This window comes from Arthrobacter sp. 01T419, assembly GCF_056398865.1.
Map to the genome: position 1 here is coordinate 101,081 of NZ_JBFTQF010000003.1, position 14,955 is coordinate 116,035.

General features: G+C 61.7%; 13 protein-coding genes and 1 tRNA gene. 5 read left to right on the forward strand and 9 right to left on the reverse strand.

All coding sequences use genetic code 11. The annotated features are described in order from the left end of the window. Window positions 1–7 precede the first annotated feature (7 nt). The 9 genes from AC1DLO_RS06475 to dnaA all read right to left on the reverse strand — a co-directional run bounded on the left by AC1DLO_RS06475 (window position 8) and on the right by dnaA (window position 11,951). Window positions 8–81: transfer RNA gene (locus AC1DLO_RS06475), tRNA-Ile, on the reverse strand. A gap of 113 nt (window positions 82–194) precedes the next feature. Continuing rightward, on the reverse strand, window positions 195–872 hold the full coding sequence (locus AC1DLO_RS06480; protein WP_476888862.1) for a DUF3566 domain-containing protein: 678 nt from the start codon (window positions 870–872) through the stop codon (window positions 195–197). Then, window positions 869–3,610, reverse strand: a complete 2,742-nt coding sequence (gene gyrA / locus AC1DLO_RS06485; protein ID WP_476888863.1) for a DNA gyrase subunit A — start codon at window positions 3,608–3,610, stop codon at window positions 869–871. Before gyrA ends, AC1DLO_RS06480 begins: the two co-directional genes overlap by 4 nt. A 61-nt stretch (window positions 3,611–3,671) precedes the next feature. Continuing rightward, window positions 3,672–5,747, reverse strand: a complete 2,076-nt coding sequence (gyrB, locus tag AC1DLO_RS06490) for a DNA topoisomerase (ATP-hydrolyzing) subunit B (protein ID WP_476888864.1) — start codon at window positions 5,745–5,747, stop codon at window positions 3,672–3,674. A 396-nt stretch (window positions 5,748–6,143) separates the two neighbouring features. Next, window positions 6,144–6,698 carry a DciA family protein gene (locus tag AC1DLO_RS06495; RefSeq protein WP_476888865.1) on the reverse strand — a complete coding sequence of 185 codons (555 nt, stop codon included), beginning with the start codon at window positions 6,696–6,698 and terminating at the stop codon, window positions 6,144–6,146. Further along, complete coding sequence (recF, locus tag AC1DLO_RS06500) at window positions 6,685–7,878, reverse strand: DNA replication/repair protein RecF (RefSeq protein ID WP_476888866.1); 1,194 nt, start codon at window positions 7,876–7,878, stop codon at window positions 6,685–6,687. Before recF ends, AC1DLO_RS06495 begins: the two co-directional genes overlap by 14 nt. Window positions 7,879–7,901: 23 nt before the next feature. Then, window positions 7,902–8,786, reverse strand: coding sequence for a phosphogluconate dehydrogenase (NAD(+)-dependent, decarboxylating) (gene gnd / locus AC1DLO_RS06505; protein ID WP_476888867.1), 885 nt, complete (start codon window positions 8,784–8,786; stop codon window positions 7,902–7,904). Between the two features lie 96 nt (window positions 8,787–8,882). After that, complete coding sequence (gene dnaN, locus AC1DLO_RS06510) at window positions 8,883–10,007, reverse strand: DNA polymerase III subunit beta (protein WP_184741278.1); 1,125 nt, start codon at window positions 10,005–10,007, stop codon at window positions 8,883–8,885. 522 nt (window positions 10,008–10,529) lie between these two features. Next, window positions 10,530–11,951, reverse strand: a complete 1,422-nt coding sequence (gene dnaA, locus AC1DLO_RS06515) for a chromosomal replication initiator protein DnaA (protein WP_476888868.1) — start codon at window positions 11,949–11,951, stop codon at window positions 10,530–10,532. Window positions 11,952–12,410: 459 nt separating this feature from the next. On the opposite strand from dnaA, the gene rpmH reads away from it, so the two are divergent. From rpmH to AC1DLO_RS06540, 5 genes are read left to right on the forward strand one after another with little or no spacing between them, the layout of a single operon-like run. Continuing rightward, window positions 12,411–12,548: a 50S ribosomal protein L34 gene (gene rpmH, locus AC1DLO_RS06520; protein ID WP_011776797.1), complete on the forward strand. Its 138-nt coding sequence runs from the start codon at window positions 12,411–12,413 to the stop codon at window positions 12,546–12,548. 40 nt (window positions 12,549–12,588) lie between these two features. Next, a complete protein-coding gene (gene rnpA, locus AC1DLO_RS06525) occupies window positions 12,589–12,996 on the forward strand; it encodes a ribonuclease P protein component (protein ID WP_476888869.1) in 408 nt (135 codons plus the stop codon). After that, entirely contained in the window at window positions 12,989–13,387 is a 399-nt protein-coding gene (yidD, locus tag AC1DLO_RS06530) for a membrane protein insertion efficiency factor YidD (RefSeq protein WP_476888870.1), read from the forward strand. Before rnpA ends, yidD begins: the two co-directional genes overlap by 8 nt. A gap of 17 nt (window positions 13,388–13,404) precedes the next feature. Then, entirely contained in the window at window positions 13,405–14,376 is a 972-nt protein-coding gene (gene yidC / locus AC1DLO_RS06535; RefSeq protein ID WP_476914433.1) for a membrane protein insertase YidC, read from the forward strand. Further along, window positions 14,376–14,954 carry a Jag family protein gene (locus AC1DLO_RS06540; RefSeq protein WP_184741283.1) on the forward strand — a complete coding sequence of 193 codons (579 nt, stop codon included), beginning with the start codon at window positions 14,376–14,378 and terminating at the stop codon, window positions 14,952–14,954. The genes yidC and AC1DLO_RS06540 overlap by 1 nt, the downstream gene beginning before the upstream one ends. Window position 14,955 lies beyond the last annotated feature (1 nt).

Genomic DNA, 14,955 nt, shown 5'->3' on the forward strand with positions numbered 1-14,955 from the left:
GGTTCCGTGGGCGTACCAGGACTTGAACCTGGGACCTCTTCGTTATCAGCGAAGCGCTCTAACCGCCTGAGCTATACGCCCCGATACCTCTTCGGGCCGAGACATGACTTTACAGCACATCCCGGCCCGATCTCAAATCGAGGTATTTTCACCACTGTTTTCCAGCAGTTTCCCCCTCTTTGCGAGGATTTGGGCTAGTCGTCGGTGAGGGTCACTCCAATGCCACCGACGAGTGTTGCCGAAATGTTATACAGCACCGCGCTCAGCATGGAGAGGGCGGTCAGCAAGACCACGTTCACGACGGCAATGATGGTGGCGAAGGAGGCAACCTGTCCGAGCGATGCGACCTTCTTGAGTTCAAAGCCACCGCTTTCCGAACCTGCCAGCGTGCCCAGGAGGCTGTCCACCTGGTTGAAAATACCGGTGAGGTCCAGAACGGTCCAGAGAACGATCGCGGCAATCACCGTCACGATGCCCAGGGCAACGGACAGCAGGAATGCCATCTTGAGCACCGACCACGGATCAACCTTGCTGACCAGAAGGCGGGCGCGGCGGACCTTTGCCTTCGGTGCCGGCTTCACAAGACCCGGAGTCCCGGCGGCCGGACGCTGCTGACCCTGTGCGGGCCGCTGGCCAGGTACGGCTGGGCGCTGCCCTGCGGGGCGCTGCTGACCCTGTGCAGGCCGCTGGCCGGGAACGGCCGGGCGCTGGCCCGGGACCCTTTCCGCGCCGGTTCCTGCCGGGCTTGAAGCAGATGCCGCCGGGCGCTGCTGGGGACGGGCCGGTGCGTCTACCCGCGGAGTGGCCGACGGCTGCCGGAATCCTCCAGGGACACCCGTACTCGGCTTGGGATATGAGTCCGAATTGCTCACTCGTTACCTCCGGTGTTGTCTTCGTTCAGCTCGACGCCGGACCCATTAGCGGATCCCGCGGCCGATCCCGATTCGGCCGTTGCGGTCGCCTCATCGGCACCGCCGTTTGCAGCCAACGTTACGTCATTGGCCGCCTCGGACGGTCCTCCAAGAGGATTTTCGACACTATTGACGGCTGAGTCGCTGTCAGCGCCATCGCCTTGTTCGTCGTCGGTTTCCTCGCCATCAAGGCCGCGTTCGCTGTTGCGTGCCACTTCGATGATGCGGTCGTTCTTGTCCGGCTTCGCGAAAATGACGCCCATGGTGTCGCGGCCCTTGGCAGGAACACCGGCCACGGCGGAGCGGACAATCTTGCCGCCCTCCATGACTACCAGGACTTCGTCTTCTTCGTTGACGATCAGCGCGCCGACAAGATCGCCACGCTCTTCCTGAAGCTTGGCAACCTTGATGCCCAGTCCGCCACGGCCCTGGAGCCGGTATTCCTCGACGGCGGTGCGCTTGGCGTACCCGCCTTCGGTCACCACGAAAACGAACGAGCCATCCTGAACGACGTCGGCGGCGAGGAGTTCGTCGTCTTCGCGGAACTTCATGCCGGTCACACCCGAGGTAGCGCGCCCCATGGGGCGCAGTGCCTCGTCGGTGGCCGTGAAGCGGATCGACTGGCCCTTGCGGGAAACCAGGAGTAGATCGTCTGTCTCGGACACAAGCTGCGCCGAGACGAGCTCGTCCTCATCCCGAAGGTTGATGGCAATCACGCCCGCGGTGCGGTTGGTGTCGTAATCTTCAAGGCGCGTCTTTTTCACAAGGCCGTTCTTGGTGGCGAGCACCAGGTACGGGGCTTGCTCATAGTCGCGCAAGTCAAGGACCTGGGCGATGTGCTCGTCCGGCTGGAAGGCCAACAGGTTTGCCACGTGCTGTCCCTTGGCGTCACGGCCGGCCTCGGCAAGCTCGTACGCCTTGGCCCGGTACACGCGGCCCAGGTTGGTGAAGAACAGCAACCAGTGGTGCGTGGTGGTGACGAAGAAGTGTTCCACGACATCGTCGCCGCGAAGCTGGGCACCTTTGACGCCCTTGCCGCCGCGCTGCTGCGAACGATAGTTGTCGCTGCGAGTGCGCTTGACGTATCCGCCGCGGGTGATGGTGACCACCACTTCTTCCTCGGGGATGAGGTCCTCCATGGACATATCACCGTCGAAGCCCATCAGGATGTGGGTCCGGCGGTCATCACCATGCTTGGCCACGATCTCAGCCAGTTCCTGGCTGATGATGTCGCGCTGGCGCTGTTCGGAGGCCAGAATCGAGTTGAACTCCGTGATCATCGCCTCAAGCTCGGAATGCCTGTCCTGGATCTTCTGCCGCTCCAATGCGGCGAGCCGGCGGAGCTGCATGTCGAGGATGGCGCGGGCCTGGAGCTCGTCGATATCCAGCAGTCCCATCAAGCCGTCGCGGGCGGCCTCAGTGGTGTTGGACGCTCGGATGAGCGCGATAACCTCATCCAGCATGTCCAGGGCCTTGAGAAGCGCGCGCAGGATGTGCGCCTCTTCCTCGGCCTTACGCAGGCGGTAGCGGGTCCGCCGGACAATGACACTGATCTGGTGGGTCACCCAGTGCCGGATAAAGGCGTCCAGGCTCAGTGTGCGGGGTACCCCGTCGACGATCGCCAACATGTTGGCACCGAAATTGTCCTGCAGCTGGGTGTGCTTGTAGAGGTTGTTGAGCACAACCTTGGCCACGGCGTCGCGCTTGAGGACGATCACCAGGCGCTGTCCGGTGCGGCCGGACGTCTCGTCGCGGAGGTCCGCGATGCCTTGGATCTTGCCGTCCTTGACGAGTTCGGCGATCTTAATCGCCAGGTTGTCCGGGTTGGCCTGATACGGCAGTTCGGTGACCACCAGGCACGTGCGGCCCTGGAGTTCCTCCACGTTCACCACAGCGCGCATCGTGATGGAGCCGCGGCCCGTGCGGTACGCGTCCTCGATGCCCTTGTGGCCCAGGATGGTGGCACCGGTCGGGAAATCCGGACCCTTGATGCGTACGAGCAATGCCTCAAGAAGCTCTTCACGGCTGGCCGTCGGGTTGGCCAGATACCACTGCACGCCGTCTGCGACTTCGCGGAGGTTGTGGGGCGGAATGTTGGTGGCCATACCGACGGCGATGCCGGAGGAACCGTTGACAAGCAGGTTGGGGAAACGCGCCGGCAGGATGGTGGGTTCCTGGTTCTTGCCGTCGTAGTTGTCCTGGAAGTCGACAGTTTCCTCGTCGATGTCACGGACCATTTCCATAGCCAGCTGGGCCATCTTGGTTTCCGTGTATCGCGGAGCTGCGGCACCGTCGTTGCCCGGGGAACCGAAGTTGCCCTGGCCGAGCGCCAGCGGATAGCGCATGGTCCAGTCCTGGATGAGGCGGACCAGGGCATCGTAGATCGCGGTGTCACCGTGCGGGTGGTACTGGCCCATGACCTCGCCCACCACGCGGGCGCACTTGTTGAAGGAGCGGTCCGGGCGGTAGCCGCCGTCGAACATCGCGTAGAGCACCCGACGGTGAACCGGCTTCAAGCCGTCGCGGACGTCCGGAAGCGCGCGGCCAACAATAACGGCCATCGCATAGTCCAGGTAGGAACGCTGCATCTCCGTCTGGAGGTCCACCTGGTCTACGCGGTCGGTCAGCACATCGCCCTCTAGTACGGGTTCCGGAATGCCGGCCGACTCGGCGGGAACCTCGGGTGTTTCTTCACTCATAGTTTATGATTTCCGTTTCAGGTATATGTCAGTTCTGGAATATTCCTAGGCTTTGAAGTCTCTAGATATCCAGGAACCTGACGTCCTTGGCGTTCTGCTGAATGAAGTTCCGGCGCGACTCCACGTCCTCACCCATCAGTACGGAGAAGGTCTGGTCCGCCGCCAGGGCATCGTCCATGGTGACTTGCAGGAGGGTGCGGTGGTCCGGGTCCATGGTGGTATCCCAGAGTTCGGTGTAGTCCATTTCACCGAGGCCCTTGTAGCGCTGGATGCCGTTGTCCTTCGGGATTCGGCGGCCAGCGGCCTGGCCGGAGACCAGCTTGGCGTCACGTTCACGGTCGCTGTAGACATAGTCGTGAGGGGCGTTCGACCATTTGATGCGGTACAGGGGCGGCTGGGCCAGGTAGACGTAGCCGTTCTCAATCAGAGGCCGCATGTAGCGGAACAGCAGTGTCATGAGCAGCGTGGTGATGTGCTGGCCGTCCACGTCGGCATCGGCCATGAGGACGATCTTGTGGTACCGCAGCTTGGAGATGTCGAAGTCCTCGCCGATGCCCGTGCCGAAGGCCGTGATCATGGACTGGACTTCATTGTTGCCGAGGGCCTTGTCCAGGCGTGCGCGTTCCACGTTAAGGATCTTGCCGCGCAGCGGCAGGATGGCCTGGGTTTCGGGGTTTCGGCCACGCTTGGCCGAACCGCCGGCGGAGTCACCCTCCACGAGGTAGACCTCGCAGCGCGCGGGGTCCTTTGAGGAGCAATCGGACAGTTTGCCCGGCATGCCGAAGGACTCCAGGGGGCTCTTGCGACGTGCGTTGTCGCGGGCCTTGCGGGCAGCCATGCGGGCTTGGGCAGCCTGGACAGCCTTGCGGATGACGTCGCGGGCCGGTCCGGGATTGCGTTCCAACCAGTCGCCAAGCTGGTCGGTGACCACGCGCTGGACGAAGCCCTTGACCTCGGAGTTGCCCAGTTTGGTCTTGGTCTGGCCTTCGAACTGGGGTTCGGACAACTTCACTGAGATGACGGCTGTGAGTCCCTCACGAATGTCGTCACCGGTGAGGTTGTCTTCCTTCTCCTTGATGATGGTTTTCTCGCGCGCGTAGCGGTTGATGAGGGATGTCATCGCGGCGCGGAACCCTTCTTCGTGGGTGCCGCCCTCGTGCGTGTTGATGGTGTTGGCGTAGGTGTGAACGCTCTCGGAATAGGCTGTGGTCCACTGCATCGCGACCTCGACGGCGATGTGCCGCTCGATGTCTTCGGTCTCGAAGGCGATGACGTCCTCGTGGACGATGTCTACCTTCTTGCTCGAGTTGAGGTGCTTGACGTAGTCAAGCAGGCCATCGTTGTACTGGTAGACGACCGTGCGGTGTTCTGCCGCCACTTCGCCGTCAGTAGCAACTGCGTCAAGATCCAGGTCATCGTCGCCTACCCCTGCCACAGGACGCTCGTCCGTAAGCGTGATGCGCAGGCCCTTGTTAAGGAAGGCCATCTGCTGGAAGCGTGCACGGAGCGTCTCGAAATCGAAATCGGTGCTCTCGAAAATGGTGCCGTCCGGGTAGAACGTCTGCGACGTTCCGGTCTGGTCCGTTGCTTCGCCCTGGACGAGTCCACCCTGTGGCTTGCCACCGTCGGCGAAAGTCATCCGCCAGACGTGGCCTTGGCGACGAACCTCGGTGTCTACCCTGCGCGAAAGTGCGTTGACAACGGAAATACCCACGCCATGGAGGCCACCGGACACGGCATAGCCACCGCCGCCGAATTTGCCGCCCGCGTGCAGGATGGTCATGACAACTTCAACAGTCGGCTTCTTCTCAGTGGGGTGCATGTCCACCGGGATGCCGCGGCCGTCGTCCACCACCTTCACGCCACCGTCGGCCTGAAGGGTCACCTCAATGTGGCTGCAGTAACCGGCAAGAGCCTCGTCCACCGAGTTGTCCACCACTTCATACACCAGGTGATGGAGACCGCGTGGGCCCGTGGATCCGATGTACATGCCGGGGCGTTTGCGCACCGCCTCGAGACCCTCAAGTACGGTGATATCGCTCGCACCGTATCCTTTGGCCTCCGCGGGCGTATCAGGCGTGTGGGCATTCCCTTCCGCGGGCTCTACTGCCAAGGTCTCTGCATTGTCGTTAGCCACAGGCGCTTTCGACTCCTCTGTACTCGATGGTCGCCGGCCGTCACCGCACCAAGGAAGCACGTCCGTCAGGACACACCACGGGATACGGCAGCCGCCAACAGGGACGTCACTGCTAACGCCGGCTACTTCGCGACTGGCGGATCCGCTTTCACATTGCTGTTAAGCGGAGCCAATCAACGTTCACCGGCGCCCAGTTGTCTATGCCGATTCTATCGTGACTGAGCGCAGTTCCTTGCAAAACCCGGCCCGAATGCCCACGAATGTACCTGTGGGAGGCCGCTGGCCCCATCTGCAAGCCGTCAAAAGAGCACCCTCTAGGGAGCTATACGGTCCGGGGAGGTTTCTCGCCCCTGTGCGCCGTTCAAGGAAACCGGCCGGCACGGGCCGCCCAGGAAGTTACCCGTAGGTATCCCGGGGACCCCGTCCGTTGACGCTCCGGCCGCCCTTTCGCCAGCTCGGTGCAGTTGGCGCGAGCACTTGGATGGACGTCACCACACCATCGCCGAGTTCCCTCCGGAACATTTCCAAGAGGCTGGTACTGAGAAGCCGGAGTTGCGTTGCCCAGGCCGTGGAATCACAACGTACGTGGAGCGTGGTGTCGGTAAAGCTCTCCGGGGTGCAATGCGCGGAAATTTCCGGTCCCACCAAGGCGTCCCATTCCGCCATCACGGAGCCCACAGCTACAGGAGTAGTCCAACCCCGTTCGGCCACGAGCCTCCCGACGACTTTCCCCAAGCCAAGGGGGTCCCGGCCGGTGCCGTGGAATTGGCTGAATCCACGGGTATCACGGGCGCCTTTCCGTTTCGCAGCGGCACCGGCACGGGGCGCAGCACGCCGGATTTCGCCACGTGCAGCGGCCGCTTCGCGCATCCGGTTCAGGGCCGATTGGGCAGCGTCAATCTCGTCAGGGTCCCTGCCCGGCTGGCGTCCGCCGGGGCTATCCTTCTCCATCAATGCCTCCGGGCACAACCTTCACGCGCCGCCCAGCCAGTTCGTCGGGAATATCGGCGTCGACGGCGGCTGTCACCAGCACCTGTTCGGCGCCGGCCACTATTGCAGCCAGTTTACGCCTGCGCTGGACGTCAAGTTCGGCGAACACGTCGTCAAGAATGAGGATCGGGGCAGAACCGCCGGTCCGCGTGTCATCGAGCATGACGTAGTAGGAGGCCAGGCGCAGGGAAAGGCACATCGACCACGTTTCACCGTGGGAGGCATAGCCCTTGGCTGGCGCTTGCCCTAGAACCAATTCGAGTTCGTCACGGTGAGGGCCAACCAGGGAAATCCCTCGTTCCAGCTCCTTGCGACGCGAGGCGGCGAAAGCTTGGATGTAACGCTCGGTGAGCTGTTCCACCGAAAGCAAGCGGAGCTCCTCAACCCCGTCCGAACCTTCGTCGAGACGCTCGGCGGGGCCGCCGTCGTCGTCCAACACGCCCTGGATGGTGGAGCGGTAAACCGCGCCGGCCTCTTTGGTGCCATCCGTCAGTTGCGCGTAAGCGCTCTTGAGGTGGGGGCGGAGCCGCTCCACGAGTTCCAACCGTGCATGCAGGAGTTCCGCACCGGCACGGGCCATGTGCTGGTCCCAAACATCGAGGGTAGCTTCATGGCCCGCAGTGAACTTCCCGGTGCGGGCCGATTTCAGCAAGGCGTTGCGTTGTTTGAGCACGCGGTCGTAGTCACTGCGGGTCGCCGCGTGCACCGGCATGAGGCTGACCAGAAGTTCATCGAGGAAGCGTCGACGGTTGGACGGATCACCCTTGACCAAAGCGAGGTCTTCAGGGGCAAAAAGCACTATGTGACAAATGCCCAGGATGTCGCGGGCACGCACCGGATTTCCGCGGTTGATCCGGCCACGGTTGGCGCGGCCGGCATTGATTTCGAGTTCGACCACGGTTGATTGTTCTCCGCGGACAAGCTTCGCCCGGATCAAAGCCCGTTCGGTGCCGAAGCGCAAGAGCGGCGCATCCGTACTGACCCGGTGCGAACTCAGGGTGGCCAGGTACCCAATGGCTTCCATGAGGTTCGTCTTGCCGATGCCGTTGGACCCCACCAGGACCGTGACACCGGGGCCGAGCTTGAGGTCAACCTGCGCGTAACTGCGGAAATCGGTGAGGGAAAGATGTTCGAGGTACACGCGTACTGCTGTTTGCCCTGGGCCTAGTTGGCCGGACGGGTGGCGTGTCCGCCGAACTGATTGCGCAGCGCCGAAACCATCTTCATGGCCGGTGAGTTATCCTCGCGGGAGGAGAAGCGGGCGAAGAGCGCAGCGGTTATGGCGGGTGCCGGAATCGCGTTGGCGATGGCTTCTTCCACGGTCCAGCGTCCCTCGCCGGAATCTTCGACGTAGTCGCCGATCGAGGCCAGGCCCGGGTCTTCATCCAAAGCCTTGACCATGAGGTCCAACAACCACGACCGAACAACCGTGCCCTTTTGCCAGGCGCGGAAGGTGCCGGGAAGATCTTTGATGATGTCCTTGGCCGCCAGCAGTTCGTAGCCTTCGGCGTAGGCCTGCATCAGACCATATTCGATGCCGTTGTGCACCATCTTGGCGTAGTGGCCCGCACCCACGCCGCCCACGTGGACGAAGCTGTCGGCGCGTTCGCCTTCGGGGCGGAGGGCATCGAACACCGGCATGGCGAGTTCGATGTCTTCGTCAGACCCGCCTGCCATGAGTCCATAGCCATTCTGCAGGCCCCAGACGCCACCGGAAACGCCGCAATCGGCAAATCGGATGTCCTTGGATCCCAGGAAAACGGCGTGCTTCTGGTCTTCGGTGAAGCGTGAGTTTCCGCCGTCGATCACCATGTCTCCGGGAGAGAGCTTCTCGCCAAGTTCGCTGATCACGGCATCGGTAATGTCCCCGGAGGGAACCATGACCCAGACCAGGCGCGGCACCGGAAGGGCTGCGATGAGTTCATCGATCGAAGCGACGTCGGCGACGTCGGGATTGCGGTCAAAGCCAGTGACTTCGATTCCGCCGTTCCGCATGCGCTCACGCATGTTGAAACCCATTTTTCCAAGGCCGATCAGTCCGATGTGCACGGTGTGAACTCTTTTCTGCGTTGGTTGATAACTGTCTGGGCCCACCCCGCCAGGGTTCCCCGGCGGGGACTTGCGAGGCGAGGGTGGCGGTGGGGACTAGTTGGGCAGGCGGACGGGCATCACGAGGTAGCGGTAGTCGCCCTTGTCGTCGCCGTCGGCGTCAGCCTGGGCAGTGATCATGGCCGGCTTGGGCGCTGTGGTGAAGGAGAAGCGCACGAACTTGGTTTCGATAACGCTCAGGCCTTCCACCAGATAGTGCGGGTTGAAAGCTACCGTGATGTCTTCACCGCTGAGCTGGGCTTCCAGTTCCTCGGACGCCTGGGCGTCTTCGCCAGTACCGGCGTCAAGGCTCAGCTGGCCTTGGGTGAACGCCAGGCGGACCGGGGTGTTTCGTTCAGCGACCAAGGACACGCGGCGAACGGCTTCGACGAGCTCCTGCGTCTGGACAGTTGCGTGGATTGGAGTGGAATCCGGGAACAACGAGCGGATCTTGGGGTAGTCGCCGTCCACGAGCAGGGACGTGGTGGTGCGTCCGCCGCTTTCGAAGCCAATCAGGCGGCTGTCGTCATCAGCGAGGGCAAGGTGGATGTCACCGCTGCCGCCGAGGGTCTTCGCCACTTCGTTGAGGGTCTTGGATTTCACCAGGGCACTCGTGGAAATCCCCGGAGTAACGGGCTTCCACGGTACTTCTCTCATGGCGAGGCGGTAACGGTCCGTGGCGAGGAGGGTGATCATGTCATCCTCGATCTCCATTCGAACGCCCGTGAGGATCGGCAATGTGTCGTCCTTGCTGGCCGCGATGATGACCTGCGAGACGGCCTGGGCGAAGGCGTCGCCGGGCAAGGTTCCGCTGATGGCGGGAAGTGCGGGAAGCGGCGGGTATTCGGATTCCGGCATCGTGGCGAGGTGGAAGCTGCTTCGACGGCACGTGAGGGTGACCTTGCTGCCATCGGTTTCGATTTCGACGGGTGCCGATGGCAGGCTGCGGCAGATATCGGCCAGGAGACGCCCGGAAACCAGGATTGTTCCCTCGGTGGTGATGTCTGCGGGAATCTCAAGACGGGCAGAGGTCTCGTAGTCAAAGCTCGAGAGGCTCACGGTTCCGGCTTCTGCCTTGAGCAGGAGACCTGAAAGGACCGGGACGGGCGGCCGCGGAGACAACGACCGGGCTGTCCATGTGACGGCTTCTGCCAGGACATCCCGCTCGACTCTGAACTTCACGGAAGGGTGCCGCCTTTCATTGCTGCTGCCAGTGTTCCACCGGGAACTCCCCAGGAGCCCCGAAAACCAGCGCCCGGAACCCGAAAGCTGCATGGTCCGCAGTGAGCGAACTACAAAGCAGCGCCAAGGATGGACGCGATGCAGACAGCTTAGCGGGAAGTTCGGGGATTAACCCATCTCCAGCCTGCTGGCTTGGGGTTCACGCAGCCACGGGCTGCGTCGGTCAGCGGGCGGAAGGAGATTGTTATTTGAGGGAATTCATTTTTTTGGGATTAGTAGTGTTAATAACCCCTGTGGAAACTGTGGATAACTGCCTCTGGACCCGCAGTTCCGCGGTTAAGGCCTGTTCACGATGTGTGGGCGACGGGGTTTTAAACAGGGTGTGGACGTGGATAACCCCCAGGGCCGTTTTTAACGATCCACAGATGCCTTAAGGGTTTTAAGCCCATTAACCGAGCTTGTCCCCTTAAGTATCCACAGGCTTATCCACATGCGCCTGTTAATAAGGTATGTAGTGGCCGCTTAGGAATCGCGTTGCTGCTGTTTGATGCGGTTGGTCAGCTCTGTCACCTGGTTGTAGATCACGCGGCGCTCGGCCATGAGTTCGCGTATCTTGCGATCGGCGTGGATCACCGTGGTGTGGTCGCGGCCACCGAGCTCCTGGCCGATCTTGGGCAGGGACATATCCGTGAGCTCACGGCACAGGTACATCGCGATTTGCCGCGCAGTCACCAAGGTGCGTGTACGGGACTTACTGCAGAGCTCTTCCATGCTGAGCTTGAAGTACTCGGCAGTCTGCTTCAGGATCTGGTCAGCCGTGATCTCCTGGGCGCCGTCGTCGGTGATCAGGTCCTTGAGGACCATTTCGGCGAGGGCTACATCCACGGGCTGGCGGTTGAGGCTGGCGAACGCCGTGACGCGGATCAGTGCCCCTTCGAGCTCGCGGATGTTGCTGGAGATCTTGGAAGCGATGTACTCCAGGGCGTCGTCGGGGGCGGACAGTCCCTCGCTTTGTGCCTTCTTGCGGAGGATGGCGATGCGGGTTTCGAGTTCCGGCGGCTGGATATCGGTCAGCAGGCCCCACTCGAAACGGGACTTCATGCGGTCTTCGAAGCCCGCCAACTGCTTGGGGGGCAGGTCCGAGGTGATGACCACTTGTTTGTTGTTGTTGTGCAGGGCATTGAAGGTGTGGAAGAACTCTTCGAGCGTCCGGTCCTTGCCTGCCAGGAACTGGATATCGTCAATCAGCAGAACGTCGACGTTGCGGTAAGTGGTCTTGAAACTGGCACCTTCGTCGTCGCGGATGGAGTTGATGAAGTCGTTGGTGAACTCCTCGGAATTCACGTAGCGCACCCGGATCCCGCTGTAGAGCCGGCGGGCATAGTGGCCGATCGCGTGCAACAGGTGCGTCTTGCCGAGCCCGGAATCCCCGTAGATGAACAGCGGGTTGTAGGCCTTGGCAGGTGCTTCCGCGACCGCCACGGCGGCAGCATGGGCGAAGCGGTTGGAGGAGCCGATCACGAAGGTGTCAAAGACGTACTTCGGGTTCAGTCGACCGAATTCGTGCGAAGTGCTCGGCGGAGTGGGCTGGGGCTTCAGTTCCACTGCCAGGTCGTTTGCGGAAGAAAGCTCGACGACGACGGCCGGCTCTTCGTGGATGGGCACCAGATCCGTGTCGACGTCGATCGCGCACCGGATGTCATCGGAAAAGACACTGCGGAGGGCGTCGTCGAGGGCTTCCTTGACTTGTGTCTGGAGAACCTCGCGGGTCAGCTCATTGGGCACGGCCACCAGGAGGGTGGAGCCGATCAGGCCTTGCGCCTGGGCGAGGATAACGAAACCACGTTGCCGGGGTGTGACGCGATCGTCTTGTTCCAGCAGGCTCAGCACCCGCCGCCAGGAACTTCCGACCGTGTTGGCGTGGTTGGCGTCGTCTACCGTCATCAATTGGTTCCCTCGAGTGCTTGCTTGCCTGGATTGCGGCAGCCGAAAGGTCCAAACCATGAGTGGATTTCAAACCGAATCCACAGGGTTATGCACAGTCCGTGGATAATCGGCTACTGAGCCACTCTAGGGGATGGAAACCCCAGAAGATAGCTGGGAACATGCTTGTGGATAATTACACGGTTGTGGTTCTGAAACGGGCCCTGTGAGCCACTTCATCCACAGGCTGTTGGGGTCACTTAGCCACAGTTGGGGATAGCGGGCAAGGCGGCTCCCGGTTTGACCTGGGGGGTCTTTTTGCCCTAACGTTGTGAAGTCCTATGTGTCCGCTTTTTGATCACCCGCACCTCCGGTAAATCCGGCGTTGGGCGGCGGCGGATACACAAATAAACTTAGCGTCGGCCAGTTCTTCCCCTTTTGATCGGGTGGGCGCACCTTTGATCCACTGGAGTAACTAACGTGAGCAAGCGGACTTTTCAGCCGAATAACCGCCGTCGGGCCAAGAAGCACGGCTTCCGCCTTCGTATGCGCACCCGTGCCGGCCGCGCCATCTTGGCCGCCCGTCGTGGCAAGGGCCGCGTCGAACTGTCGGCCTAAATAACTGACTCGTCGGTCAGTCTCCCAAGCGAGTCACTAGGTGCTAGCCACCCGTAACCGTCTACGGACTTCAACCGACTTTTCAACAACTGTACGTTCCGGCGTCCGCAATGGACGCCGGAACTTAGTGTTATATACGGCACCTATCAGTGCCGGGGAACCGAGCCGGATCGGCTTCATTGTTTCCAAAGCTGTCGGGAACGCTGTGACCAGGAACCTCGTTAAGAGGAGACTGAGAGAAGCAGGTGCTTTGTCTCTCAAGAGGCATGGCACAGGTCTTGCTGTTGTGGTCCGGGCTCTGCCTGCGGCTGCGACGGCAAGCTGGGACCAGCTGCTGACGGATTACAACGCCGCCTTGGCGGCGACCACGAAACGGCTCGTCGGATCCTCTCCGCGGGTTGTTTCGCCCACCCAGGGCACCACAACGGAAGGGACACCGCGTGCATGAGCTGAGCTCCGCCGTCGTCCGCTTCTTAAGAGTCGTTCCGAGGATCCTCGGAACATTTCTGTGGGAGCTGCCGCGCAACGTCCTCATGATCCTGTTGAAGACGTACCGTCGGATCATTTCTCCCTTATACGGCCAGGTGTGCCGATTCTTCCCATCCTGCTCGGCTTATGCCCTCGAAGCGGTGACGGTCCACGGTGCCGTCAAGGGAAGCTGGCTCGCAGCGCGGCGCCTTGCGCGCTGCCACCCCTGGAACGCCGGCGGCGTGGACCACGTCCCCGCCGGACATCGCCACTGGCCCGAGGGCCAGACGCCCACAATTGTTGTACTGAACAACCCGGACCTGTTCCTGGCTGTGCGGTCTGATGAAGACGGCCGCCGTACAGCGGCCTGAGGAAATAGGGAAAACGTATGGACATCTTTGGAACAATTCTGGCCCCGTTCAAGTGGCTTGTGTCCGCGATCATGCTGGGGTTCCACGACGGCCTGAGCTTCATTGGCCTGCCCGCGGCGAATGGCTGGACCTGGACGCTGTCCATCATCGGCCTGGTGTTGGTGATTCGCGCCGCCCTTATCCCTGTGTTCGTCAAACAGATCAAGGCACAGCGAGGGATGCAGCTGCTTCAGCCTGATCTGAAGAAGATGCAGGCGAAGTACAAGGGCAAGACCGACCAGCTTTCCCGCCAGGCTATGGCCCAGGAACAGATGGCGCTGTACAAGAAGCACGGCACCAACCCGTTCTCGGCATGTTTGCCCATGCTGATCCAGATGCCGTTCTTCTTCGCCCTGTTCCAAGTGCTTTCCGGCATCAGTGCTGCTAAGGAAGCCGGCCAGGGCATCGGTGCGCTGAGCCATGAGCAAGTCGTCCAGTTTGACCAGTCAAGTATCTTCGGCGCGCCCCTGTCTGCGACGTTGCTTCACGGCACGCCTGCAGGCGGCGACGTTGTGGCGGTGTGGGTCTTGTCGATCGTGATGATTCTCGCCATGACCGCTTCGCAGTTCATCACGCAGAAGCAGATCATGGCCAAGAACATGTCCGAAGAGGCCATGGCCAGCCCGTTCATGCGTCAGCAGAAGATGATGCTCTACATCCTGCCGGTCGTCTTCGGCGTGGGTGGCATCAACTTCCCGATCGGTGTGCTCATCTACTGGACCACTACCAACCTGTGGACCATGGGCCAGCAGTTCTTTGTCATCCGCCGCATGCCGACGCCGGGATCCCCCGCAGCCAAGGCACTTGCAGAGCGCCGCGCCGCCAAGGGCTTGCCGTCCATCCCGCTCCTGGGCGGCAAAAAGGACGCCGAAGTGGCTGCCGAAGTGGCCGCCGTCGAACTCAAGGCACAGCGCATCCAGYCACAACGTAAGAACAGGAAGAAGAAGTAATGTCTGTTGAAAGCACCGAAGAGGCAACGGCCGCTGGGGCCACCGAGGAACTGGCAGAGGCCACGGTAGAAACTGCCGCTGAGGACGAGTCCACCGGAAAGAGCTCTTCCGTGAGCCGCCTTGAGGAAGAGGGCGACGTCGCCGCAGACTACCTCGAGGAACTCCTGGACATTGCCGACATCGACGGCGACATCGACATCGAGATCCGCAACGGCCGCACCTACATTTCTATCGCAGCCGAAGACGACTCCGAGGGTCTTGAGAGCCTCGTGGGCCGCGACGGTGAAGTGCTCGAAGCCCTTCAGGAGCTTGCGCGGCTCTCCGTACTGTCTGCGACCGAGAACCGCTCGCGCCTCGTGTTGGACATCAACGGTTACCGTAAAGAGCGTGCCGGCGATCTGCAGCAGATTGCCGAAGACGCCGTCGCCAAGGTCAAGGAGACGGGCGCTTCGGTGGCCCTTGAGCCTATGAGTGCCTACGAACGCAAGATTGTGCACGACGCTGTTGCGGACCTCGGCTTCGTTTCCGAGTCCGAGGGTGAAGGCGCTGGCCGGCACATTGTGGTTTCGGCCGACTAAC

Excerpts from the sequence above, each read along its gene's own strand:
- dnaA (WP_476888868.1), bottom strand. The coding sequence starts at position 11,951 with ATGACGGTAGACGACGCCAACCACGCCAACACGGTCGGAAGTTCCTGG.
- gyrA (WP_476888863.1), bottom strand. The coding sequence starts at position 3,610 with ATGAGTGAAGAAACACCCGAGGTTCCCGCCGAGTCGGCCGGCATTCCG.
- AC1DLO_RS06495 (WP_476888865.1), bottom strand. The coding sequence starts at position 6,698 with ATGGAGAAGGATAGCCCCGGCGGACGCCAGCCGGGCAGGGACCCTGAC.
- AC1DLO_RS06540 (WP_184741283.1), top strand. The coding sequence starts at position 14,376 with ATGTCTGTTGAAAGCACCGAAGAGGCAACGGCCGCTGGGGCCACCGAG.